Here is a 21,463-nt window from a genome sequence, read left to right on the forward strand (position 1 = left end):
TCCAGTAGGGAGTCCTTCCACCGTGAGCGAGTCCACGAGCGCCACGTACGCCGCCGCCGGTGTCAGCATCGACGCCGGTGACCAAGCCGTCGAGCTGCTCAAGCCGCACGCCGAACGGGCCACGCGGCCCGAGGTCATGGGCGGTGTCGGCGGCTTCGCCGGGCTCTTCTCCCTGAAGCTCGACAAGTGGAAGGAGCCGGTGCTCGCGTCCTCGACCGACGGCGTCGGCACCAAGATCGCGGTCGCGCAGGCGCTCGACAAGCACGACACGGTCGGCATCGACCTGGTCGCCATGGTGGTCGACGACCTGGTCGTGACCGGTGCCGAGCCGCTGTTCCTGCAGGACTACATCGCCGTCGGCAAGGTGCACCCGGAGAAGATCGCCGCGCTGGTCGGCGGCATCGCCGAAGGCTGCGTGCAGGCCGGCTGCGCCCTGCTCGGCGGCGAAACCGCGGAGCACCCGGGCCTGATGGGCGAGCACGACTACGACATGTCGGCCACCGGCGTCGGCGTCGTCGAGGCTTCGCAACTGCTTTCGCCGGAAAAGGTCCGTCCGGGTGACGTCGTGCTGGCCCTCGGCTCGTCCGGATTGCACTCGAACGGGTACTCCTTGGCCCGCCACGTGCTGCTGGACATCGCCCGGATGCCGCTCGACGGGCACGTCGAGGAGTTCGGCCGCACCCTCGGCGAGGAGATGCTGGAGCCGACGCGGATCTACGCGAAGGACTGCCTGGCGCTCGCCGCCGAGACCGAGGTCCGGACGTTCGCGCACATCACCGGCGGTGGCCTGGAGGCGAACCTCGCCCGCGTCATGCCGCGCGGCCTGGTCGCCCGCCTCGAGCGCGGCACCTGGACGCCGGCGCCGGTGTTCGCCCTGATCGGGCAGCGCGGCAAGGTCGAGCGGGCCGAGCTGGAGAAGACCTTCAACATGGGCGTCGGCATGGTCGCGATCGTCGGTGCCGAGGACGTCGACCGGGCGCTGGCCATGCTGACCGCGCGGCACGTCCCGGCGTGGATCCTGGGCGACGTGCAGCCGGCCGGCGACGTCGACGGCCCGCGCGCGGTGCTCTCGGGCGACCACCCGCGGTTCTGACGGTGGCGACCGGGGACGTCGTGGTCGGCTCCCGGTTCGTCGTCCCGGAAGCCGAGCTCAGCGAACGCTTTTCGCGCTCGTCGGGCCCCGGCGGGCAAGGCGTCAACACGACGGACTCGCGCGTCGAGCTGTCGTTCGACGTCGCCGCGTCGCCGTCGATCCCGGAGCACCTGCGCGACCGCGTGCTGGCCGCGCTCGGTCCCCGGCTGGTCGACGGCGTCCTGACCATCGCGGCGAGTGAGCACCGCTCGCAGCTGCAGAACCGCGAAGCGGCGCGCGGGCGGCTGGCGAACCTGCTGCTCGACGCGTCGGCGCCGCCGCCGGCCAAGCGGCGCGCCACGAAACCGTCCCGCGGTTCCAAGGAGCGCCGCCTGGCGTCGAAGAAGCGCCGGAGCGACGTGAAACGAGGCCGCTCCGGCCGCTTCGACGACTAGCCGTGCTGATTGGTTGCCGATCCGACCACAGCCACGGCCATCGCTTTGTGACTACGGTCGCGTGCCGCCTGGCGTCGGCCTGCTTTTGGTCGGATCGGCAACGGCGGACAAGTGCACGCACTCCCCGGCCGGCCGGTAGCCGACCCGGGCGTAGACGTTCCCGATCCCCAGGTCACCGGGGGTGAGGAACGCGGTGTGGGCACCGGCCTCGTGGACTTCCCCGGTCAGCCGCGCGGTGAGCGCCGCGGCGATCCCGCGCCCGCGGTACGGCTCGAGCACGGCGATCCCGGCCACCTCGGTGGTGCCGTCGACGACCTCGAGCGCGAGGCCGCCGCCGACGACCGCTCCGGTGGCGACGTCCTCCGCCAGGAGGTGCCGCACGCCGGTGCCGGCCTTGAGCCGCTCGACCTCGTCGTCGCCGATCTCCGCGGGTTCGCCGAACGCCGTGTTCTGCGCCGATCGCATCCGCCGGAAGTCGTCGTCCGACTCCGGCGCGCGCAGCCGGATCCCCGCCGGGACGGGCCGGTCGACCCGCCCGTCTGGGCCGCAGGTCATCAGCGGCACCCGCCGTTCGAGCGCGTACCCCGCCCCGACCAGCAGTTTCTCCAGGTCGGGGGCGATGTCGGTGAAGTACTCCAGCCGCGGGAGCAGGTCCCGCCGCCGGTACGCGCTGGTGAGCGCGTCGATCTCGGCCGCGGCCGGCTTCGCGCCGTCGTCCGGGATCGCGTAGTTGAGCATCGGGTGCGCCGTACCGGGCGAGTAGGTCGCCAGGAACGGGCCGACCCGCTCGGTCTCACGGCCGTGCGGGGCCGTTTTGCGGACATAGGTCTGGATGGCAGACATTCGAGCCTTTCGAAAAGCACGCCGAGGAACCGCGGCCGCCGAACGGGGCACGCGGGCAGGTCGCTGGGCGTCGGGCCTAGCGGGGGCCGACGCCGAACGCGGCGCCAGGCATAGGCGGTCATTCCTCGGCTCGAAGGGGCTCTTCGCCCTCAGTTTCGCACCGGCCGCAACCGGTTTACCGGCGCTTAGGGTGGGCGACGGCGGCGTAGCGCGTGTCCCACACCGAACGCGGCACGCGCATCCGGAGCGTCGGCGACTCGCAGATCCGCCGCCGTTGCGCCGGGATGGCCACCGGCGCCGGTGGTGGCGGGTCGAGCGCACGCCACCCGCGGCGGCTCAAGGCCGCACCGAGCGTCGCGCCGACGGTGTTCAGCAGGACGTCGTCGGCCGAGGTGACCCGGCCGGAGTGGATCAGATATTGCGTACCTTCCACCAGTAGGGACGCGAGCAGCGCGGCCAGTGCGATGCGGAAGAGCGTGCGCAGCCGGCGCAGCCGAAGCGGTAGCAGGGCACCGAGCGGGCAGAGCAGCAGGACGTTGCCGATCACCTGCCAGAGTGACCCGTCGTCGGCGAAAGCCGCGGTGATGTCGGAGCCGGGCACGAGGTCGAGCGTGCTCTCGGAAGAGTCGCCGACCGGCATGATGACCAGGCAGAACACCAGAAAGGCAACGAGCAGCGCGGCACAGTCGACGCCGGCTGTCGCGGTCGCGAAGCGGGCTGGGAGTCTTCGGCGGCGCCGGGCCGCGAGCAGCGGCCAGCCGAGCAGCGCGTACGGCAGCGCGATCGCCGAAATCGGAATCATCCCCCAGAAGGCGCGAAGCAGGGCTTCCATGCGCCTCCTCTCTCGGAACCCCTCCACTCGAAATCACCTTCGCATCGCAAGATCGACTCGGCAGTCCGAGCGAGCCGCACTATTCGGTGATCTTTCCGGTGGCGGAGTTTGTCCCGCCGTGGTTCGGTCAGGAGGCGCACTGTCCACAGTGGAGATTGTGGACAACCCTGTGGAAGAAATCGGGGACGCCGACAGAAACCGTTGTCGGACAACGGAAACGTGCGAGAGGGGCCTGTGTACTACTCGGCGAGCTGCCGGGCCTGTTCGAGCAGCGTCTGCAGGTGCAGGCCGCGCCGGACGTCGCACGGGTGGGTCGTCGTGCCGCTGGCGATCATCGCCGCGAAGTCGTCCAGGAGTGCGGTGTAGGACTCCTGCGCCGAGCCCGGTTTGCGCCCGAGCGTCCGGTAGCCGTGCCGGCCCCAGACGGCGAGTTCGACGACGGTCGGCTGCACCGGGAGCCGCAACGAGAGCGTGGCGGTGCTGAAAACGCCGCCGTCGTGGGCCAGCATCAGGTGCCAGAGGTCGCCGGGGCTGCGCCGCGCGGCGACGACGCCGGTGATCGGGCCGAGCGCGGCGTCGAGGAGGTCGAGCGCGTGCGGGCCGATGTCGAACAGCGCGCCGCCGTCGTCCTGGCGCCACTCCGAAGCCGCGTACTGGCCGCCGAGCAGGGCACCGGAGAGCCAGCGCGCGCCGCCGCCCGTCCAGCCGCCCGCCTGGGCGAGGTCGGCGAGCCACTCCTGCGTCTGCGCCGAGTACCGCAGCGTCAGGACGACGAGCGCGGCCACGTCGGCGGCGGCGACCGCGTCGGCCAGCCGTCGCGCGCCTTCGAGGTCGGCGGCGATCGGCTTCTCGAGGATCAGGTGCTTCCCGGCTTCGGCCGCGCGCACGCCCAGTTCGGCCTGGATCGACGGCGGGACGGCCAGCGCGACCGCGTCCACCTGCTCGAACAGCTCCTCGACGCTGCCCGCGGTGTTCGCGCAGTGCGTCTCCGCAAGCGCTTGCGCCGCCTCCGGCCGCCGGGCCCAGACCGCGGTCAGCGCCGTGCCGGGGTGATCCGCGAGGCCCGGTGCGTGCACCGTTTTCGCCCACGGGCCGGCACCGATCAGGCCGACGCGCAGCTGTCCGTCCGCGATGAGCTGTCCCACGGCCCGCAGTCTAGGTGTGGTGCTCGTCGCGCCGGAACCGCACCTTCGGCGGGTGCCGTCCTGGCTAAAGTGCCTGCATGATCGCCTCCCGTTTCGCCGTCGTCTGCGCTCTCCTGTTCGGCGCCGCCTTCGTGGGCGCCGCGCCCGCGTCGGCGGCGGGCACGGCCGGGACCTGCCAGGAGGGCGGCGGTGTCACGGTGGTCGTCGATTTCGGCGACCTGGGTCCGCAGCCGCTGATCCGCTGCGCCCCCGGAACGCCGGCGAACGGCATCGCGGCCCTGCAGGACGCCGGCGTCGAGGTCGCCGGTTCGCAGAAGTACGGCCTGGCCGTGGCCTGCCGGATCGCGGGGCAGCCCGGGCCCGACGTCGAGTCGTGCGCGGGGATGCCGTCGGCGACGGCGTACTGGAGCTACTGGCACGCCTCCGCCGGGGGCAGCTGGACGTCGAGCCAGGAGGGCGCGCAGACCGCGAAGCCGGTCGCCGGCGGGTTCGAGGGCTGGGCGTTCGCGCGGCCGAAGACGGCGAACGACCTGCCGACGCCGCCGAAGGTGGCGCCGGTGCGGCAGGCCGCCACCAACGCCCCCGCGCCCGCCGAGCAGGGCAGCTCGTTCCCGTGGGGCCTGGTGATCGGCGCGGTCGTGATCGTGGTGGTCGGCGGCGCCGGGATCGTCGTCGCCCGCCGTCGGCGTGCGCAGTAGGGCGCTGCACCCCGGCGCCTGGTGGGCGTGGGCGCTCACGCTGGCCGTCGCGGCCAGCCGCACGACGAACCCGCTGCTGCTCGGCCTGATCATCGCCGTCGCCGGGTTCGTGGTCGCGAACCGGCGGAGTGACGCGCCCTGGGCGCTGGCGTTCCGGCTGTACGCGTACGTCGGCGCGTTGATCGTCGCCTCGCGGGTGCTCTTCCGGATCCTGGTCGGCGGCGAAGACGGCGGGCACGTGCTGTTCTCGCTGCCGCGGATCCCGCTCGCCGCCGGGTTGTCCCTGCTCGGGCCGACGTCGGCCGAGGAACTGCTCGGCGGCTTCTACGACGGCCTGCGGCTGGCGACGATGGTGGTCTGCGTCGGCGCCGCGAACGCCCTCGCGAACCCGAAACGCCTGCTCAAGGCGGTGCCGGGCGCACTCTACGAGGTCGGCACCGCGATGACGGTGGCGCTGACGGTCGCGCCCCAGCTCGTCGAGAGCGTGCAACGCGTCCGGCGCGCGCGGCGGCTGCGAGCGGGCCGGACTCGCGGGCTGCGGGCGGTCAAGGGCATCGTGGTGCCGGTGCTGGAGGACGCGATGGACCGCTCGCTGCGGCTGGCGGCCGCGATGGATTCCCGGGGCTACGGGCGCCGGGCGTACCTGAGCGGCGGGGTGCGGGTGCTGATCGCGGCCTGCGTCCTGGCCGGGCTGACCGGCGTGTGCGTCGGCGTCTACGGCGTGCTCGACGGGACGTCGTCGTGGCTCGGCGTGCCGCTGCTGGCCGCGGGGCTGGTGGTGGCGGTCGCGGGGTTCGTCCTCGGCGGCCGGCGCGTGCGGCGGACGGCGTACCGGCCGGACCCGTGGGGCTGGCCGGAGACGCTGGTCGTCGTGGCCGGGGCCGGGTCGTGCGCGCTGCTGTTCGCGACCGCGCGGATCGACCCGGGCCGGCTGTTCCCGTCGCTGAGCCCGTTGCGCTGGCCGGAGGTTTCCTGGGTGCACGCGCTGTCCGTGCTGGTCGCGGTGCTGCCGGCGTTCGTCGCGCCGCCACCGCCGTCGTTGTCGGAGGTCGTCCGGTGATCGAGTTCTCGAGGGTCACGGTGACCTACCCGGACGCCTCGCGGCCGGTGCTTTCGGACGTGTCGCTGGAGGTCGAGGAAGGCGAGTTGTGCCTGGTCGCCGGGCCGACCGGGGCGGGGAAGTCGACGTTGCTCGGCGCGCTGAACGGGCTCGTCCCGCACTTCACCGGCGGCCGCTTGGCGGGGCGCGTGGTCGTCGCCGGCCTGGACACGTCCGCGCACCCCCCGCGTGAACTGGCTTCGGTCGTCGGCGTCGTCGGGCAGGACCCGCTGGCGGGGTTCGTGACGGACACCGTCGAGGAGGAGCTCGCGTACGCGATGGAGCAGCTGGCGGTGCCGCCGGACGTCATGCGCAAGCGGGTCGAGGAAACGCTGGACCTGCTGGGCATCGCGGAACTGCGCAACCGTCCACTCCGGACGCTTTCGGGTGGCCAGCAGCAGCGGGTGGCGATCGGCTCGGTGCTGACGGCCCACCCGTCCGTGGTGGTGCTCGACGAGCCGACGTCGGCCCTCGACCCGACCGCGGCCGAGGACGTCCTCGCGGCGATCACCCGCCTGGTGCACGACCTGGGGACGACGGTGGTCGTGGCGGAGCACCGGATGGAGCGCGTCGCGCAGTACGCGGACCGGCTGCTGTACCTGCCGGGCGACGGATCGGTGCGGTCCGGGACGCCCGCGGAGATCCTGGCGACGTCGCCGATCGCACCCCCGATCGCCGAGCTGGGCCGGCTCGCGGGCTGGTCACCGCTGCCGTTGTCGGTCCGGGACGCGCGGCGGGTCGCGGGTCCGCTGCGGTCCCGCCTGTCGTCGATCCCGAAATTGTCGGTGGTGGGTTCTAGTCTCTCGGTGACCGGTCGAGCACTGGACGTGAGAGGGGTGGTGGTCCGCTACGGAGATGTCTCGGCGGTGCGCGGGGTGGACCTGCGGGCCGGGCCGGGGGAAGTGATCGCGCTGATGGGACGCAACGGCTCCGGCAAGTCGTCGCTTCTCTGGGCGGTGCAGGGCAGCGGCCCGAGGTCGGCGGGGAAGGTCGACGTCGGCGGCGCGGACCCGGCATCGCTCAAGCCACGAGCGGCCCGTCAGCGCGTGGGGCTGGTCCCGCAGACACCGGCGGACCTGCTGTACCTCGATTCGGTGGAAGCCGAGTGCGCACAGGCGGACACCGAATCGCAGGTACCGGCGGGGACGGCGCGTGCCCTGCTGGACCGCCTGGCCCCGGGAATCGCCGGCGAAGCGCACCCCGGCGACCTCTCGGAGGGCCAGCGCCTGGCCCTGGTCCTGGCGATCCAGCTGGCGGCGGCACCCCCGGTCGTCCTCCTCGACGAGCCCACCCGCGGCCTGGACTACCACGCAAAACGACGCTTCGCGGCGATCCTGCGAGAGCTGGCCTCGCAGGGGCGAGCGGTGCTGCTGGCCACGCACGACGTCGAGTTCGTGGCAACGGTGGCGAGCCGAGTGGTGGTCATGGCCGAGGGCGAGATAGTCGCGGACGGCCCGACGAAGGAGGTGATCGTCGCCTCCCCGGCGTTCGCGCCCCAGGTGGCGAAGATCCTGGCCCCGGAGCAGTGGCTGACGGTGGACGAGGTCGCGGAAGCGCTGGCATGAGGAGACGCGAGACTTCGAGGACGGCTGACGGAGCCGCGCGGGTCGCTTCGCGCCCGCCCGCACCACCTGACGCCGCCACCCGGCTCGGGTGGGTCTCGAGGGTCGCTTCGAAGCGGTCCCTGCCATCCGGCGCGACAACGTGGCTCGCTGCTGCCGCGCGGGCCGCAGCGCGGCCCGCGCCGCCCGGCGGACGGAGCGCGGCGGCCCATCCAGGTGTGCTCGGCGCGGCAACGCGGGCCGGTGCTGTGGTGCGGGTTGCCTCGCGCCCTGCCGCGCCGCCCGGCAGACGGAGCGCGGCGGGCCGTCCAGGTGCGCTCGGCGCCGCAACGCGGCCCGGTGCCGTCGCGCGGACTCCTGCGGAGTGGCCCGCGCCATCCGGTGCACCGAGCGGCGGCCTGCGGCCGCCCCCCGCGCGATTCAGCGCGGCTGGCCACCCCGGCGAGCCCGGTGCGGCAACGTGGGCCGGTGCTGTGGCGCGGGTTGCCGCGAAGTTGGCTGCGCCATCCGGCGGATCGAGTGCGGCGGGTCGTCCGGGTGGGCTCGGTGCGGCAACACGGCCAGGTGCTGTGGTGCGGGTTGCCGCGGAGTTGGCCGCGCCATCCGGTGCACCGAGCGCGGGTCGTCCGAGCGGGCCCGGTGCGGCAACGTGGGCCGGTGCTGTGGCGCGGGCTGTAGCAGAGCGGCCCGCACCACCCGGTGCACCGAGCGCGGGTCGTCCGAGCGGGCCCGGCGCGGCAACATGGCCCGGTGCCACCGCGCGGACTCCTGCGGAGCCGACCGCACCACCCGCTGCGCCGAGAGGTGGCCTGCGCCCGGCCCCCGCACAATTCAGCGCGGCGGGCCACCCCAGCGCGCCCGGCGCAGCACCAACCCGCGGCCGAGCCGGGGCGGCCACCGACACAGAGCCGCCCAGAGTGACCCGAGCCCCCGAAGCGGCAGCGAAGGCGGCGCCATGACCGGCTTCCTCCCGCCGAAGCCCCGAACCATCCGGCTCACCCCCAGGCCCGCGCTGGTCCTCACCACCGCGAGCCTCCTCGGGCTGGCCATGTTCTGCTGGCCCCTCTTCGCCAACCCCCGGCCCACCGCCGCCGCCCACACCGCGGATGCGCCGTTCGTCTTCATGGCGACCCTGCCGGTGCTGATCCTCGTCGTCCTCGCCGAGCTGTCCCGCGGCGGCATCGATGCCAAAGCGCTCGCGCTCCTCGGCGTGCTCTCCGCCGTCAACGCCGGCCTGCGGCCGCTCGGTGCCGGTACCGGGGGCATCGAGCTGGTGTTCTTCCTGCTCGTGCTCGCCGGCCGCGTGTTCGGGCCCGGGTTCGGGTTCGTTCTGGGCTCGACGTCGCTGTTCACCAGCGCGTTGCTCACCGCCGGGGTCGGGCCGTGGTTGCCGTTCCAGATGCTCGCGTCGTCGCTCATCGGGCTCGGGGCCGGGTTGCTGCCGCGGGCGCGTGGCAAAGCCGAAATCGCGATGCTCGTCGCGTACGGCGTGTTCGCGGCCTACTTCTTCGGGCTGCTCATGAGCCTGTGGTCGTGGCCGTTCCTCGCCGGGGACAGCACGCAGCTCGGCTTCGTGCCGGGGGCGCCGCTACTGGAGAACCTGCACCGGTTCGCCGTCTACACCGTGCTGACCTCGACGCTCGGCTGGGACACCGGGCGCGCGATCACCAACGCCGTCGCGATCGTGCTGCTCGGGCCGGCCATTCTCGCCGTCCTGCGGCGGGCGGCCCGGCGCGCGGCTTTCGACGCGCCCGTGACCTTCGATCAGCCGTAGGAGTAGAAGCCGCGGCCGGTCTTCTTGCCGAGCAGGCCCGCGTCCACCATGCGCAGCAGCAGCGGCGGCGACGAGTACAGCGGCTCCTTGAACTCCGCGTACATCGAGTCCGCGATGGCCTTGATCGTGTCCAGCCCGATCAGATCCGACAGCCGCAGCGGGCCCATCGGGTGGGCGGTGCCCAGCTCCATGCCGCGGTCGATGTCCTCGGCCGAGGCGAAGCCGGACTCGATCATGCGGATCGCCGAGAGCAGGTACGGCACCAGCAGCGAGTTCACGATGAAGCCGGCGCGGTCCTGCGAGCGGATCACGGTCTTGCCCAGCGCCGTCGTCGCGTGTTCCTCCGCGCGGCGGGCGGTCTCGTCGCTCGTCAGCAGCGAGGGGACCAGCTCCACCAGCGGCAGCACCGGCACCGGGTTGAAGAAGTGGATGCCGACCACCTGCTGCGGCCGGCTCGTCGCCATGCCCAGCTTCATGATCGGGATCGACGACGTGTTGGACGCGAACACCGCGTCCTCGGCCTCGACGATCTTGTCGAGCTGGCGGAAGACGTCGACCTTCGCCTGCTCCTGCTCGAGGATCGCCTCGACGACCAGCTCGCGGTCGGCGAACTCGGCGATGTCGGTCGTGAACCGGACCCGGCCCAGAGCCGCGTCGGCGTCTTCGGCGGACAGCTTGCCGCTCTTGACGCCGCGCTGGAGCGACTTCTCGATGCGGGCCTTGCCCGCGTCGAGCGCCGGCTGGTTCACCTCGGTGACCACCACGTCCAACCCGGCCCTGGCGTGCACCTCGGCGATGCCGGAACCCATGAGTCCCGCTCCGACGACACCAATCCGACTTACCACCGGCTCACTCCTTCATTGCTTCGCAGGCCCGTTCTTGGGCAGCACGCAGCGCGCGAGGGCGGTGCCGGATTGTGTCCGGCTTCGCCCTCGCGCGGTTACGCGTGCTCAACGACGGTACTCGTCGTACCCGTCGTCGTACGGGTCTTGATCATCGCTGTCGGACTCCTCGTAATGACCGCTGGAGGAGTTACTCGACAGCTCGCGCTGCAAAGCATCGAAGTCGGTCTCGTGCGAGCTGTACTTGAGCTCGCGCGCCACCTTCGTCTGCTTGGCCTTAGCCCGGCCGCGCCCCATGGCTCGACCCCCTCGCACAGGGGCGGGGCGGCCGGGGGAATCGGCGGCCCCGCATCGTCTCGACAATTCTTTCCTGCTCACACCGTACCGTGTCCGGGGGGTTCGATGCGACGTGGCACGGTGTGCCGGTGGTGACAGTGTCGGCCGGACACCGGTTACCGGCCGGTCGCTGACGATCGGTGCAGGTAGACGTGCCACGATCTACCCGTGCTCCGTCCCTTCGTGGCCTACCTCCGGGTGTACGAACCCCTGCCCGCGCTGGGCGACCCGCCGGACGATCGGCTGCGCGCGGCCGTCGCGGCGGCCAAGCTGCGGCGGACGGACGCGGGGGTCCGCGAGCAGGCCATGTGGCTCAAGTCACAGGTCGCCGCGCCGCGGCGGTTGCTGCCCGCCGAGCTCGCCGACGGCCGTCCCGCGCCGAGCCTGCTGACCGACGTCCTGGTCCTCGACCCGGCGGACGTCCCGGGCGGCAAGGCCGAAGCCGGCCCGCTCGTCTGCCCGCTGGAGCTGCGCGCCCGCTCGGCGGCGGCGCTGGTCACCTTCCTGGGCGACGCGCACCCGGCGCTGAAGAACGTCGTCCTCGACGAAGGCGGCTTCACCCAGGAGACGATCCGCGCCCGCACCAAGTCGGCGATGGTGGACCTGAGCACGTCGGCGGCCCACACGCTGTCGACGACGTGGACGGTCCCGCTGCCCTGGTTCGTCCTGATCGACCCGGACGACCGCCGCCTGATCCTGGGTACCGGCCGCGACGACCCGAAGCGCGAACTCTCCTGGCGCGCGACGCTCGCCGACGCCCAGCACCGCGCCCGCGAGGCCGGTGAGCTGCTGGAACAGACCTTCGGCGACTCCGGACCGGGCCGGGTCCTCTTCGAAACCCGCCGCTGGCTGGACAACTTCCACCCGGACTCGGTGATCGAACTCGACTACGGCGGCCTGGTCCAGCTCTTCGCGGACGCGGTCCTGGAAGCCGACAACACGGCGGACGAGGTCCACGACATCCTGGACGCGCTGCGCTCGGGGAACGTGGAGGAACTGGCCGAGCTGTTCTCGGACCTGCGCGAGTTCTGGGGCGACCTGGCCGCCCGCGAACACTCGAACTGACCCGGGCGCGCGCCGCGGGACCGGCCGCGGCGACGCCGCCCACCGCAGCGACGCTGCCCACCGCAGCCGCGCCGCCCTCGGTCGATGCCGCTGCCGCAGCCGGCGAGCGTCAGCCGCGCAGTTCCGGGACCCGGATCTCGCCCACCGGGCGGCCGCCGCCCAGGATCGTCCCGGTGGCCGGCTCCGGCAGCCCCGAAACGTCGACCCCCAGGTAGCGCAGGGCCGCCACGGCCAGCGGGGCGCACGCTCGCTTGGTGCCGTCGTCGATCTTGATCGCCACCGCGAACCCGTCCGGCAACGCGAACGCCTGGACGCCCTCCGCGCCGGCCTTGGACACCAGACCGTCCACCGCGGACATCAGGTCCGTGTCCTCGCGGCCGGTGCCGCCGACCAGCCACGGGTGCGCGCGCATCGCCGTCGCAACCTGACGTGCCGGACCGTCCGGGGCCGAGGCCACCCGGCCGAACGCGCGGGCCAGACCCGTCAGCGAGAACGCGAACAGCGGGGCTCCGCAGCCGTCGACACCCGTGTGGGCGATCGGCTCGGCCGTCAGCTCCGCCACCGCCGCCGCGATCTCCTGCTGAAGCGGGTGGTCCGGGGCTTCGTAACCCGACGTCGGCCAGCCCGCGCGGAGGCACGTCGTCAGCATCGCCGTGTGCTTGCCGGAGCAGTTCATCATCACTCGGCGGGGTTCGGCCGCGTCGCGCATGCTCGGGACGTGCAGCGGGAAGTCCGGGGGGCACGCCAGGTCGTCTTCGTGCAGGCCGGCCGCTTCCAGCAGCTCGAGGACCCGCTTGACGTGGCCCGGCTCGCCGGAGTGCGAGGCGCACGCCAGTGCCAGGTCTTCGCCGTCGAAGTCCAGGCCCGCGCGCAGCATGCCGACCGCCTGCAGCGGCTTGTTCGAGGAGCGCGGGAACACCGGCGAGGTCACGTCGCCCAGTGCCAGGCGGGCTTCGCCCTCGGGGCCGGTCACCACGAGCGCGCCGCGGTGGACGCTCTCGACGAATCCGGATCGGACGACTTCGGCGAGGACGGGGTTGGTCACGGGGCCTCGCCGCGTCCGCGCTCGCTCTCCAGCAGCTCGTCCACAGTGGCCGATCCCTGTTGGTAGCGCTTCGCGATTTCCGCGTTCAGCGTGTCCATCACGCCCTGGACCTCGCGCCGGAAGGACGACACCGACAGCTCTTCGCTCGCGTAGGTGTCCAAAGCGGAGGCGAGCTTGTCGTCCGAGAGGGACCCGACGTCGGTCAGGTCCGTGTCGCCGATCAGGGCTTCCGCGTGCCGGCGGTGCTCGCCCGCGCGGGACGGCTCCAGCTGCTGGTGGCGGCCCGAACCCGCGGCCGGGCCCAGCGCGTTGTCGGCCAGGATCGTCGCCAGCTGGTCGACGATGCTGGCCTCGCCGCCGGAACTGCGCCGCGTCTGCTCCGCGCGCACGATGTCGATCCGCGCGTGCAGGAGCCGGCGCAGGTAGGACAGGTCCGTCTCTTCCTGCGCGGCTTCGTCACGCCGCTCGCGCAGCACCTTCAACGGCAGTTCGCCCAAGCCGCTGAGGTACCCCGGGCCGAGCACGCGGTCGATCCGCCGCCTGCCGCCGGGCCGCACTTCGATCACAGCGCAGTTTATCCCGGTTGAGCGTGATCTCGCTGTCAGGGGCTTTCGTTCAGCCACGGAGTTGCGCCGCCGCCGCCCGTCCCGGGGCCGGGAGTTCCGACGGCACCGAGTCCGGGTCGATCGCCGCCTGGACGAGGTTGTCCTCCGCGCCCGCCAGCAGCTCCGCGCCGACCGGCGTCGAGCGCTTGACCAGCGCCAACGCGATCGGGCCGAGCTCGTGGTGCTGGATGACCGTGCCGATCCGGCCGACCGTCCGGCCGTCGAGCAGCAGCGGGTCGCCGGGCTCCGGCGTGACCTCGGGCGAGCCGTCCAGGTGGAGCAGCAGCAGGTTCCGCGGCGGGCGTCCCACGTTGTGGACCTTCGACACCGTCTCCTGGCCGCGGTAGCAGCCCTTCGCGACGTGCGCGGCCGAGCCGACCCAGCCCACCTCGTGCGGGATCGTGCGGTCGTCGGTGTCCACGCCCAGCCGGGGCCGCAGCGACTCGACGCGCAGGGCGTCGAACACCCAGCTGCCCGCCGCCCGCGCGCCCGCGTCCGTCAGCCGCTTCCACCAGCCGGGCAGCGCCGCGCGCGGCACCGCCAGGTCCACGCTGGAGCGGCCCGGCCACGGCATCCGCCGGACGAAACCGCCCCCCGGCAGCGCCGCGACCGCGTACGGCTCCGGCCCGACCTCGGCGCCGACCGCGCTCAGCACGCGCTCGGCGTCCGGGCCGAGCACGGTGAGCAGCGCGAACTCGCCGGTCGCGTCGCGGATGTCCACCTTGGACCAGAACTTCATCGCTTCGAGGTACTCGAGCAGCGTCTGGGGGCCGCCCTTGGGGAGCGCGCTGGTGACGCGCGGGCCCGGGTCGGTGTCGAGGTACACGGTGCCGTCGACGTGCGCGACCACCATGTGCGTCTCGACGCGGCCCTGGCTGTCCAGCACCAGCGCCTCGGTGCCGGAGCCCTCGGCGAGCCCGGTCACGTGCTGCGAGATGACCAGGTGCAGCCACGAGAGCCGCTCTTCACCGGTGACGGTGAGGAACTCGCGGTGCGAGCGGTCGATCACGACCACGCCGCGCGAGGCCGTGCGCTGCTCCGCGAAGGGGTCTCCCCAGTGCCAGGGGACGCCGGCTTCGGGGTGATCGTCAGGCGGAGGAATGGATCCGGGCACGTCCAGCAGCGGCGAGCGGTACGGCATACCGCCCAGCCTAGGTGAGTACCGTGGCCGCATGCGCGTGCTCGTCTTCCTCGACGGAACCCCGGCCGACCCCGAAGCCGCCCAGATCAAGGTCGACGACCTCGGTCTGCTGCGCGGCGACGGCGTCTTCGAGACCATCCTCGTCGTCGGCGGCCGGCCCCGCGAACTGCGCCCGCACCTCGAGCGGCTGGCCCGGTCGGCGGCCATGCTCGACCTGCCGGAGCCCGACCTCGACGCCTGGGAGCGGGTTGTTTCGGCCGTGCTCGAAAGGTGGACCGGCGGGCCCGAAATGACGCTGAAACTGGTGTACACCAGGGGATCCGACGGCGACCCCGCCGCGCGGCCGACCGGGTTCGCGCTCGGTGCCGAGGTGCCGCCGTCGATCTTGAAGGCCCGCGCGGACGGCGTCTCCGCGGTCACCCTCGACCGCGGTTTCCCGCCGGACCTCGCCGAGCGCGCGCCCTGGCTGCTGCTCGGCGCGAAGCCGTTGTCGTACGCGATGAACATGGCCGCGGTGCGCGAAGCGGGCCGCCGCGGTGCCGAAGATGTGATTTTCACCGCCGCCGACGGCTCGATCTTCGAAGGGCCGACGTCGACCGTCGTGCTGGCGAAGGGCCGGACGCTCTACACGCCGCCGTCGAGCATCGGCATCCTGCCGGGCACCACTCAGGCCGCGCTGTTCCGCGGCGCCGAAAAGGCGGGCTGGACGACCAAGGTGGAGCCGCTGGCGGTCCGCGACCTCGTCGAGGGCGACGGCGTCTTCATGGCCTCCAGCGTGCGGAAGCTGACCCGCGTGCACACGCTGGACGGCGAGCGCCTGCCCGACTCCTCAGCCGGGTACACCGAGCTCGTGGCGGCTTACGAGGGCGAGTACGCCTGAGTGATCCGCACGACCGCCGGCGCGACGGCTTCGGCCCGGTACGCGGCGATCTTGTGGTGGCCGTCGACGATCAGCTCGCGTTCGCCGACGGCCAGCACCACCGCGACCGGCCGGTGCCCGGTGCGGATGGCGGTCCGGTAGTACCCGACGCGGGCCTCGTCGGACGGCGGCCAGACGTCGGTCGGCGTCAGCTCCTGGTCCGCGGCGAGCCGTTCCGGGCCGCTCACGCGGTAGTCGCCGTCGACGAGCAGGTCGAGGACGGGCCCGAGCGTGGTGGCCAGCGGGCGGCGCAGCTGCCCGGTCGCGAGTGCGATCCGCAGCGATTGCGGGAGCTCCGCGCGCGCCTGCGTGTTCACGTCGAGGAAACCCGTGCCACCGCTGATCGTCACCTGTTCCACAGCTATCAGGACGGGTGACAGCGCGACATGGTTCCAGCCCCTACCCGGACGGGTGCACCGGGTGACTCCGGTCTCACCTGCCTGGCGGTACCGGACTTTCAGGACATCCGGAAGCGGACGCGGGTGCCCGGCCGGGCCTGCGCGAGCGCGCTCAGCGCCGTCGCGCGGACGACGGCCGCGACGGGGTAGCCGCCGGTGGTCGGGTGGTCGGCGAGGAACACCACCGGCCGTCCGTTCGGCGGCACCTGGATCGCGCCCGTGAGGACGCCTTCGCTGGGCAGCTCGCCGTCGATCGCGCGGCGCAGCGGGGTCCCGTCGAGGCGCAGGCCGACGCGGTTCGACTCGGCCGTGACCGTCCACCACGCCGAGAGCCCGCCGGCGGCGTCGTCGAGCCAGTCGTCGCGCGGGCCGAGCGTCACCGGCACGACCAGCTCGCCCGGCGCGGGCACGGGGACGACGACGTCCGCGCCCGCCGGGATTCCCGTGGGCGAGCCGAGCGGGAGCACGTCGCCGGCGTGCAGCGGTTCGGGCCCGATGCCGGACAGGACGTCCCGGGATCGGCTGCCCAGCACCGGTTCGACGGCGATGCCGCCGGACACCGCGAGGTAGCAGCGAAGGCCGGTCGTCGGGGTGCCGATCGACAACGTCTGCCCGGCGCGGACCGGAACGGGCGTGTGGGAGCCGAAAGCCCGGCCGTCGACGGAAACCGGGACCGCCGGGCCGGTGACGGCGACGGTCACCGCAGCCGTGAAGCGCACCGAAAGGCCGCCGAGCAGGGCTTCGATCCCCGCGGCGGCTTCGGCGTTGCCCACCAGGCGGTTCGCGAGCCGCAGCGACGCCGTGTCGAGGGCCCCCGAAGGGGCGACGCCGAGGTGGGCGTAGCCGGGCCGGCCGAGGTCCTCGACCAGCGCGTACCGGCCCGGGTCCAGGACTTCCAGGCTCCTCATCGGACGCTCCGGAAGCGGACGCGGTCGCCCGGCGCGAACAACGCCGGCGGGTCCGCGTGCGGGTCGAACAGCGTCGCCGGCGTGTGCCCGAGCAGCCGCCAGCCCCCCGGTGATTCACGCGGGTAGACGCCGGTGAACTCGCCGGCCAGTCCGACCGAGCCGGCCGGGACGCGGGTCCGTGGCGACGCCAGCCGCGGCTGGCGCAGGGGTGCCGGCAGGCCGGTCAGGTAGCCGAAGCCGGGCGCGAACCCGGTGAACGCGACCGTGTAGACGGCCCCGGTGTGCAGCTCGACGACGGCGTCCGCGGAGATCCCGGCGTCCGACGCGACCAGCTCGAGGTCCTCGCCGTCGTAGCGGACGTCAAGGGTGACTTCACGCGGCTCGCCGGCGGGCGGGTGGCTCAGGTCGGCGCCGTCCAGCAATGCCCGCACCGCGGCGACGTCCCCGACGACCAGCAGGCTGCGCGCGCCCGGGACGAGGTCGACGACCCCCGCGGGGCGGGCGGCCAGGACGGTCGCGTGCGCGGCCCGCAGCTGCTCGAGGGAGTCGCAGTCGAGCAGGGCGGCGTCCTCGCCGCACCGCCGCCAGCGCACCGGCGTCAGCCGACGACGCGGTGCAGCAGGGCGGAGCTGTGGGGCTGCATCTCCTGGCCGACCATCGCGCGCTCCTCGACGTAGCCGAGGGAGCCGTCGATCAGGCCGTACAGCCGCTGGGCGGCCGTGACGTCCTTCGCCGTGGCCGTGCGGACCACCGCGTCGGTGCCGAGCTCCCAGGACGTCTGGTTGCGCGGCTTGCCGTAGTACAGCTCGACGATGCCGGTGTTGTGCGTGAGCAGCAGCTCGATGGTGTCGTCTTCCTGCGGCCGCCAGAACCCGGACTCGCGGGCGGCGGGGCGGATGACGTTGCCGTCGTCGTCGAGTAGCCAGGCCCGGGCCTCGTGGATCAGGAACGGACGGCCGTCGTGCGAGATCGTGAGCTGCTGCGCGAACTTGCGCGGGCCCTCGATGGTCGGGTAGTCGACCTCGCCTTCACCGCGCCACACGCCGACGAGCGGCAGCAACGCGAGGCAGGCGTCGTTGAGGTTGGCCCCTTCGCGCAGGTTCGCGGTGTCGTTGGGGATGGGCAGGTCGTCCCACAGCGGGAGGTTGCGCGCCCGGGTGCTCTCCGCGCGCGCCTCCGCTGCCGCGATGGCTTCGTCGCCGCTGGCCGTCATGGGTCAGCGCTGGTCCGCGTAGAGCCGGTAGACGACGTACACGGCGAACCAGGTGATCGCGATGCCCGCCAGCACCAGCAGGGTCGTAAACAGGATTTCCACGCCTCGCAGGATAGTCCGACCGGCCCCACGCGGCCCGGCGCAGGGTCGCCGCGGTGAGCACGGTCACCGAGAGCAGGACCAGCCCCGGCCACCGCCACGGCCGAAAAGCCGGGAGGGGCACCCTCATGGACTCGAAGCCCATGAGGGTGCCCCTCACGACGAACGAACTCAGGCGACCGAGATCGCCAGCTGGTGCACGCCGGGGCCGTCGGCCGAGACCGACGCCTCGCCGTTGCCGGTGCGGTGCAGGGCGCGGACCGTCCAGTCGCCCGGCGCCGCGTAGAAGCGGAAGTCGCCGTCGGCCGAGGAGACCACCTCGCCGGTGAAGTCGCCGCCGCCGTCGAGGAGGCGGACGAACGCGCCGCCGACCGGCCCGTTCTCGCCCGTCACCTTGCCGGCCAGCACGACCTGGCCGCGCGTGTCGTAGTCCGCCGGCGTGGCCACCTGGGCCGGTGCGCCGCAGCTGTCGTCAACCGCCATCACTTAGCTCCCAACTCGACCGGCACGCCGACGAGCGAGCCGTATTCCGTCCATGAACCGTCGTAGTTCTTGACGTCCTCGTAGCCCAGCAGCTCGTGGAGCGCGAACCACGCGATCGAGGAGCGCTCGCCGATGCGGCAGTAGGCGATGGTGCCCTTGCCCTCGTCGATGCCCTCGTCCTTGTACAGCTCCTTGATCTCTTCCTCGGTCTTGAAGGTGCCGTCCTCGTTGGCGACCTTCGCCCACGGCACGTTCAGCGCGCCGGGGATGTGCCCGGGAACCTGGGACTGCTCCTGCGGCAGGTGCGCCGGGGCGAGCAGCTTGCCGGAGAACTCGTCCGGGGAACGCACGTCCACGAAGTTCTTCGCGCCGATCGACTGGACGACCTCGTCGCGGAAGGCGCGCAGGGTCAGGTCCTGGTCCTGCGCCTTGTACTCGGTCGCGGCGCGCTTGACCTCGTCGGAGTTCAGCTCGCGGCCGTCGAGCTCCCACTTCTTGCGGCCGCCGTCGAGCAGCGCGACCTTCTCGTGGCCGTACAGCTTGAAGTACCAGTACGCGTACGCGGCGAACCAGTTGTTGTTGCCGCCGTAGAGGACGACGAGGTCGTCGTTCCCGATCCCCTTCTCCGACAGGAGCTTCTCGAAGCCCTCCTTGGAGACGAAGTCGCGGCGCACCCCGTCCTGCAGGTCGTTCCGCCAGTCGAACTTCACCGCGCCCCGGATGTGGCCGGCGTCGTAGGCGGTGGTGTCCTCGTCGACCTCGGCGAACACGACGCCGGGGGTGTCCAGGTTCTCCTCGGCCCACTGAGTGGTGACCAGGACGTCTTCACGGCTCATGGAACGGACTCTCTTTCTGGGGTTGAACTTTCAGGACGCGCGGGCGGGGGTGAAGCGCTTGATCAGCAAGAACATTTCGCAGCCGAGGCAGAAGTCGAAGGCGGCGTTGAGGAAGGCCGCGAACAACGCGAACGCCGTCGCGACGATGCCGAGCGGGGTGAGCCCGGTGGCGAAGCCGATCGTGCCGACCAGCGCGAACACGAACCCGACGGCCTGCGCGAACCGCAGCGGCGCCGCGTCCTCGCGCTCGTCGGTCGGGCCGAGGCGCGGGGCCACGAGCGTGCGGTACACGATCGAGTAGGGCGCCGGCTTGAGCCCGACGAAGGCGCCGATGGCGAACACGACGGTCTGGACCGCCAGCAGCGGCCACCACTCGGTGACCAGGACGACCGCGAGCACGATCGTGGTCAGGATGGCGGCGAACCGCGGGCCTCGCGGGTCGACGGCCGGTCCGGCGGACATGGATCCTCCAGCTGGAGCAGGGAGATTACGTGCGAACGGCACGCGTCAGCGGCATCAGGGCTGGCGGGGACGGGCGTGGTTCAGCGCCGGTCGGACGACGCGCGACACAGGCTGCTGCGGACGCGGCAGAGGTCTACTGCGCGTCGCTGCGTGAGGAACGTGCTCAGCCTGGTCACGGGTGCGAGCGTACCCAGCTCTCCCTCAGGGTGGGAACCACGTTCACACTCTGGGAGAAATCCCAATTCATGGGAAGGTGCCTGGTCAGGGCGTCCGAGTCGTGAGATGCGGCTGCAACGCGGCCAGCAGCTCGGGTCCTTTCGGGACCCCGCCGACGCGCAGCAGCTCCCGGCCGTCCGGGGTCAGCGCGATCGTGGTCGGCGTCCGCAGCACGGCCAGCGACTGCGCGACCTCCGGCTGGTTCGTGACGTCGAGTTCGACGTGGTGCAGGCCGTCGGTCCGCTCGGCGAGCGGGGCGAGGACGGCCTTCGCGTGCCGGCAGGGCGCGCAGAAGGTGGTGGAGATCTGGACCAGCGTCACGGCGGACGCCGGGTCGAGGGCGGCGGCGACGGGACCGGGCAGCTCACGCACTGCGGGCTTCGCCTCGCGCACGCGCCCGTTGCGGGCCTTCAGCAGGACACCGACGGCCGCGGCGGCCACCAGCGTCGCCGCGAGCACCCACAGTCCCGTCACCGCACCGCTCCTCTACTTGCTCAGGTCCGCGAAGGACACATTGGTCGCTTCGCCCTTGATCGTGACCGATCCGCTCTGCACCCGCACGCCGGTCGGGGTGACCGACAGCGGCAGGTCCTTCGTGCTGATCGACGCCTTGAAGTTCGGCAGCAGCGCCTTCTGCACCGCCGCGGGGACGACCGTGGTCTCCTGGTCGTTCCCGAACTGCAGCCGCTTGGGGATGAAGTTGATCGTCCCGCCCTTCGCGTCGGCTTCGATCATCGCGAAGCAGAAGATTTCCAGATCCTTGCCCGCGAACTGAAGGTGTCCCGAAATGCGGACACCGGTGCTCGACTCGTCGACGGGCTGGCCGTCGGCCCCGGTCGTGGTGGTCGGCGCCGGCTCGCTCTGGCCGGCGTCGCCGTTCTCGACGTAGTCGGTGCTCGACGGCTCGATCCGCAGGTCCTTGATCTTGTCCAGCGGCGAGAGGCGGGCCAGGTCGGCGGCCTTGATGGTGACCGCGCCGGTCAGCTCGCCGATGGTGATCGCCTTCGTGTTGCCCGAGGTGAGGTCGGACAGCGGCGCCGAGACGTTCTCCAGCTCGGCGTTCACCGCGACGTCCTGGAGCTTGTCCGCGACCGGGATGCCGGCGGCGGACACGCTGATGTGACTGTAGTCACCACCGAGTGCCTGCGTGAGGAACGGGAAGCCGTGGATCGTCACCGACGGGTCGTCGGTCAGCTGCAGCTGCGTGCGGGCCTTCTGCGAGATCATGTGCTCGGCGTACGCGGCGGCCCCGAAATCGGCGCCGACCAGCAACAGCACCAGGACGACCAGTGCGATCACCCAGCGCCGGGCCCGGCGTCCGCGGCGCCGCGCGTCCGGCGTCGGTCCGGGTCGGTCGTCCCGGGTCACGGGCCTGCTCACCATCGCGTCCGTACTCCTGTTCGTCGGGTCCACCG

At 72.6% G+C, this 21,463-nt stretch carries 25 protein-coding genes; 8 read left to right on the forward strand and 17 right to left on the reverse strand.

From position 1 onward, the window contains the following. Nucleotides 1-22: 22 nt before the first annotated feature. Together purM and arfB are read left to right on the forward strand one after the other, a co-directional pair. Nucleotides 23-1,093 carry a phosphoribosylformylglycinamidine cyclo-ligase gene (gene purM / locus MUY14_RS38465; RefSeq protein ID WP_247016901.1) on the forward strand — a complete coding sequence of 357 codons (1,071 nt, stop codon included), beginning with the start codon at nucleotides 23-25 and terminating at the stop codon, nucleotides 1,091-1,093. A gap of 2 nt (nucleotides 1,094-1,095) precedes the next feature. Further along, nucleotides 1,096-1,527: an alternative ribosome rescue aminoacyl-tRNA hydrolase ArfB gene (gene arfB / locus MUY14_RS38470; RefSeq protein WP_247016902.1), complete on the forward strand. Its 432-nt coding sequence runs from the start codon at nucleotides 1,096-1,098 to the stop codon at nucleotides 1,525-1,527. A 51-nt stretch (nucleotides 1,528-1,578) separates the two neighbouring features. Here the strand turns inward: arfB and MUY14_RS38475 are convergent, their stop codons facing one another. The 3 genes from MUY14_RS38475 to MUY14_RS38485 all read right to left on the reverse strand — a co-directional run bounded on the left by MUY14_RS38475 (nucleotide 1,579) and on the right by MUY14_RS38485 (nucleotide 4,347). Next, nucleotides 1,579-2,370, reverse strand: coding sequence for a GNAT family N-acetyltransferase (locus MUY14_RS38475; protein ID WP_247016904.1), 792 nt, complete (start codon nucleotides 2,368-2,370; stop codon nucleotides 1,579-1,581). 175 nt (nucleotides 2,371-2,545) lie between these two features. Continuing rightward, nucleotides 2,546-3,202: a VanZ family protein gene (locus MUY14_RS38480; RefSeq protein ID WP_247016906.1), complete on the reverse strand. Its 657-nt coding sequence runs from the start codon at nucleotides 3,200-3,202 to the stop codon at nucleotides 2,546-2,548. Between the two features lie 239 nt (nucleotides 3,203-3,441). After that, nucleotides 3,442-4,347, reverse strand: coding sequence for a Gfo/Idh/MocA family protein (locus MUY14_RS38485; protein ID WP_247016908.1), 906 nt, complete (start codon nucleotides 4,345-4,347; stop codon nucleotides 3,442-3,444). 77 nt (nucleotides 4,348-4,424) lie between these two features. Between MUY14_RS38485 and MUY14_RS38490 the strand changes: the two genes are divergently transcribed. From MUY14_RS38490 to MUY14_RS38505, 4 genes are all read left to right on the forward strand, one after another. Beyond that, the gene (locus MUY14_RS38490; protein ID WP_247016910.1) at nucleotides 4,425-5,045 is read left to right on the forward strand and encodes a hypothetical protein; all 621 of its coding nucleotides are present in this window, start codon (nucleotides 4,425-4,427) and stop codon (nucleotides 5,043-5,045) included. Further along, entirely contained in the window at nucleotides 5,035-6,105 is a 1,071-nt protein-coding gene (locus MUY14_RS38495; RefSeq protein ID WP_247016912.1) for an energy-coupling factor transporter transmembrane protein EcfT, read from the forward strand. The genes MUY14_RS38490 and MUY14_RS38495 overlap by 11 nt, the downstream gene beginning before the upstream one ends. Continuing rightward, the gene (locus MUY14_RS38500) at nucleotides 6,102-7,709 is read left to right on the forward strand and encodes an ABC transporter ATP-binding protein (RefSeq protein WP_247016914.1); all 1,608 of its coding nucleotides are present in this window, start codon (nucleotides 6,102-6,104) and stop codon (nucleotides 7,707-7,709) included. The genes MUY14_RS38495 and MUY14_RS38500 overlap by 4 nt, the downstream gene beginning before the upstream one ends. A 952-nt stretch (nucleotides 7,710-8,661) precedes the next feature. Next, complete coding sequence (locus MUY14_RS38505) at nucleotides 8,662-9,480, forward strand: ECF transporter S component (RefSeq protein WP_247016916.1); 819 nt, start codon at nucleotides 8,662-8,664, stop codon at nucleotides 9,478-9,480. Here MUY14_RS38505 and MUY14_RS38510 read toward each other — a convergent pair. Next, on the reverse strand, nucleotides 9,471-10,325 hold the full coding sequence (locus tag MUY14_RS38510; protein ID WP_281506208.1) for a 3-hydroxybutyryl-CoA dehydrogenase: 855 nt from the start codon (nucleotides 10,323-10,325) through the stop codon (nucleotides 9,471-9,473). The two genes, MUY14_RS38505 and MUY14_RS38510, sit on opposite strands and share 10 nt — an antisense overlap. 105 nt (nucleotides 10,326-10,430) lie before the next feature. Next, nucleotides 10,431-10,619, reverse strand: coding sequence for a DUF3073 domain-containing protein (locus MUY14_RS38515; RefSeq protein ID WP_247016920.1), 189 nt, complete (start codon nucleotides 10,617-10,619; stop codon nucleotides 10,431-10,433). 207 nt (nucleotides 10,620-10,826) lie between these two features. Here MUY14_RS38515 and MUY14_RS38520 point away from each other — a divergent pair, with 207 nt between their 5' ends. Next, nucleotides 10,827-11,723: a hypothetical protein gene (locus MUY14_RS38520; RefSeq protein WP_247016922.1), complete on the forward strand. Its 897-nt coding sequence runs from the start codon at nucleotides 10,827-10,829 to the stop codon at nucleotides 11,721-11,723. A 109-nt stretch (nucleotides 11,724-11,832) separates the two neighbouring features. Here the strand turns inward: MUY14_RS38520 and MUY14_RS38525 are convergent, their stop codons facing one another. Genes MUY14_RS38525 through MUY14_RS38535 form a run of 3 tightly spaced genes read right to left on the reverse strand, consistent with a single transcriptional unit; the run spans nucleotide 11,833 to nucleotide 14,514 of the window. Next, nucleotides 11,833-12,768, reverse strand: a complete 936-nt coding sequence (locus MUY14_RS38525; protein ID WP_247016924.1) for an asparaginase — start codon at nucleotides 12,766-12,768, stop codon at nucleotides 11,833-11,835. Continuing rightward, a complete protein-coding gene (locus tag MUY14_RS38530; RefSeq protein WP_247016926.1) occupies nucleotides 12,765-13,334 on the reverse strand; it encodes an aerial mycelium formation protein in 570 nt (189 codons plus the stop codon). Before MUY14_RS38530 ends, MUY14_RS38525 begins: the two co-directional genes overlap by 4 nt. A 49-nt stretch (nucleotides 13,335-13,383) precedes the next feature. Then, on the reverse strand, nucleotides 13,384-14,514 hold the full coding sequence (locus tag MUY14_RS38535) for a folate-binding protein YgfZ (RefSeq protein WP_247016928.1): 1,131 nt from the start codon (nucleotides 14,512-14,514) through the stop codon (nucleotides 13,384-13,386). Nucleotides 14,515-14,545: 31 nt separating this feature from the next. Between MUY14_RS38535 and MUY14_RS38540 the strand changes: the two genes are divergently transcribed. Beyond that, nucleotides 14,546-15,394 (forward strand): aminodeoxychorismate lyase, encoded by an 849-nt coding sequence (locus MUY14_RS38540; protein WP_247016930.1) that lies wholly within the window; start codon nucleotides 14,546-14,548, stop codon nucleotides 15,392-15,394. On the opposite strand, the gene MUY14_RS38545 is transcribed toward MUY14_RS38540, so the two are convergent. The 9 genes from MUY14_RS38545 to MUY14_RS38585 all read right to left on the reverse strand — a co-directional run bounded on the left by MUY14_RS38545 (nucleotide 15,373) and on the right by MUY14_RS38585 (nucleotide 21,431). Continuing rightward, nucleotides 15,373-15,792, reverse strand: a complete 420-nt coding sequence (locus MUY14_RS38545; protein WP_247016932.1) for a hypothetical protein — start codon at nucleotides 15,790-15,792, stop codon at nucleotides 15,373-15,375. The two genes, MUY14_RS38540 and MUY14_RS38545, sit on opposite strands and share 22 nt — an antisense overlap. Nucleotides 15,793-15,890: 98 nt before the next feature. Beyond that, the gene (locus MUY14_RS38550) at nucleotides 15,891-16,739 is read right to left on the reverse strand and encodes a biotin-dependent carboxyltransferase family protein (protein ID WP_247016934.1); all 849 of its coding nucleotides are present in this window, start codon (nucleotides 16,737-16,739) and stop codon (nucleotides 15,891-15,893) included. Next, nucleotides 16,736-17,332, reverse strand: a complete 597-nt coding sequence (locus MUY14_RS38555; protein ID WP_247016936.1) for an allophanate hydrolase subunit 1 — start codon at nucleotides 17,330-17,332, stop codon at nucleotides 16,736-16,738. The genes MUY14_RS38550 and MUY14_RS38555 overlap by 4 nt, the downstream gene beginning before the upstream one ends. Before the next feature lie 5 nt (nucleotides 17,333-17,337). Continuing rightward, complete coding sequence (locus tag MUY14_RS38560; protein ID WP_247016938.1) at nucleotides 17,338-17,952, reverse strand: FABP family protein; 615 nt, start codon at nucleotides 17,950-17,952, stop codon at nucleotides 17,338-17,340. Nucleotides 17,953-18,222: 270 nt separating this feature from the next. Beyond that, nucleotides 18,223-18,534: a DUF1416 domain-containing protein gene (locus MUY14_RS38565; protein WP_247016940.1), complete on the reverse strand. Its 312-nt coding sequence runs from the start codon at nucleotides 18,532-18,534 to the stop codon at nucleotides 18,223-18,225. Beyond that, nucleotides 18,534-19,370 carry a sulfurtransferase gene (locus MUY14_RS38570; protein WP_247016942.1) on the reverse strand — a complete coding sequence of 279 codons (837 nt, stop codon included), beginning with the start codon at nucleotides 19,368-19,370 and terminating at the stop codon, nucleotides 18,534-18,536. Before MUY14_RS38570 ends, MUY14_RS38565 begins: the two co-directional genes overlap by 1 nt. A gap of 30 nt (nucleotides 19,371-19,400) precedes the next feature. Further along, the gene (locus MUY14_RS38575) at nucleotides 19,401-19,832 is read right to left on the reverse strand and encodes a DUF4395 domain-containing protein (protein WP_247016944.1); all 432 of its coding nucleotides are present in this window, start codon (nucleotides 19,830-19,832) and stop codon (nucleotides 19,401-19,403) included. A gap of 261 nt (nucleotides 19,833-20,093) precedes the next feature. Further along, the gene (locus MUY14_RS38580) at nucleotides 20,094-20,522 is read right to left on the reverse strand and encodes a thioredoxin family protein (RefSeq protein WP_247016946.1); all 429 of its coding nucleotides are present in this window, start codon (nucleotides 20,520-20,522) and stop codon (nucleotides 20,094-20,096) included. Nucleotides 20,523-20,534: 12 nt separating this feature from the next. After that, on the reverse strand, nucleotides 20,535-21,431 hold the full coding sequence (locus MUY14_RS38585) for a DUF2993 domain-containing protein (RefSeq protein WP_247016948.1): 897 nt from the start codon (nucleotides 21,429-21,431) through the stop codon (nucleotides 20,535-20,537). Nucleotides 21,432-21,463 lie beyond the last annotated feature (32 nt).

Origin of the sequence: Amycolatopsis sp. FBCC-B4732 (genome assembly GCF_023008405.1) — a bacterium.
Taxonomy (GTDB): Bacteria; Actinomycetota; Actinomycetes; order Mycobacteriales; family Pseudonocardiaceae; genus Amycolatopsis; species Amycolatopsis pretoriensis_A.

Excerpts from the sequence above, each read along its gene's own strand:
- MUY14_RS38475 (WP_247016904.1), bottom strand. The coding sequence starts at position 2,370 with ATGTCTGCCATCCAGACCTATGTCCGCAAAACGGCCCCGCACGGCCGT.
- MUY14_RS38480 (WP_247016906.1), bottom strand. The coding sequence starts at position 3,202 with ATGGAAGCCCTGCTTCGCGCCTTCTGGGGGATGATTCCGATTTCGGCG.
- MUY14_RS38490 (WP_247016910.1), top strand. The coding sequence starts at position 4,425 with ATGATCGCCTCCCGTTTCGCCGTCGTCTGCGCTCTCCTGTTCGGCGCC.
- MUY14_RS38505 (WP_247016916.1), top strand. The coding sequence starts at position 8,662 with ATGACCGGCTTCCTCCCGCCGAAGCCCCGAACCATCCGGCTCACCCCC.
- MUY14_RS38515 (WP_247016920.1), bottom strand. The coding sequence starts at position 10,619 with ATGGGGCGCGGCCGGGCTAAGGCCAAGCAGACGAAGGTGGCGCGCGAG.
- MUY14_RS38535 (WP_247016928.1), bottom strand. The coding sequence starts at position 14,514 with ATGCCGTACCGCTCGCCGCTGCTGGACGTGCCCGGATCCATTCCTCCG.
- MUY14_RS38540 (WP_247016930.1), top strand. The coding sequence starts at position 14,546 with ATGCGCGTGCTCGTCTTCCTCGACGGAACCCCGGCCGACCCCGAAGCC.
- MUY14_RS38550 (WP_247016934.1), bottom strand. The coding sequence starts at position 16,739 with ATGAGGAGCCTGGAAGTCCTGGACCCGGGCCGGTACGCGCTGGTCGAG.
- MUY14_RS38560 (WP_247016938.1), bottom strand. The coding sequence starts at position 17,952 with ATGACGGCCAGCGGCGACGAAGCCATCGCGGCAGCGGAGGCGCGCGCG.
- MUY14_RS38565 (WP_247016940.1), bottom strand. The coding sequence starts at position 18,534 with ATGGCGGTTGACGACAGCTGCGGCGCACCGGCCCAGGTGGCCACGCCG.
- MUY14_RS38570 (WP_247016942.1), bottom strand. The coding sequence starts at position 19,370 with ATGAGCCGTGAAGACGTCCTGGTCACCACTCAGTGGGCCGAGGAGAAC.
- MUY14_RS38575 (WP_247016944.1), bottom strand. The coding sequence starts at position 19,832 with ATGTCCGCCGGACCGGCCGTCGACCCGCGAGGCCCGCGGTTCGCCGCC.
- MUY14_RS38585 (WP_247016948.1), bottom strand. The coding sequence starts at position 21,431 with ATGGTGAGCAGGCCCGTGACCCGGGACGACCGACCCGGACCGACGCCG.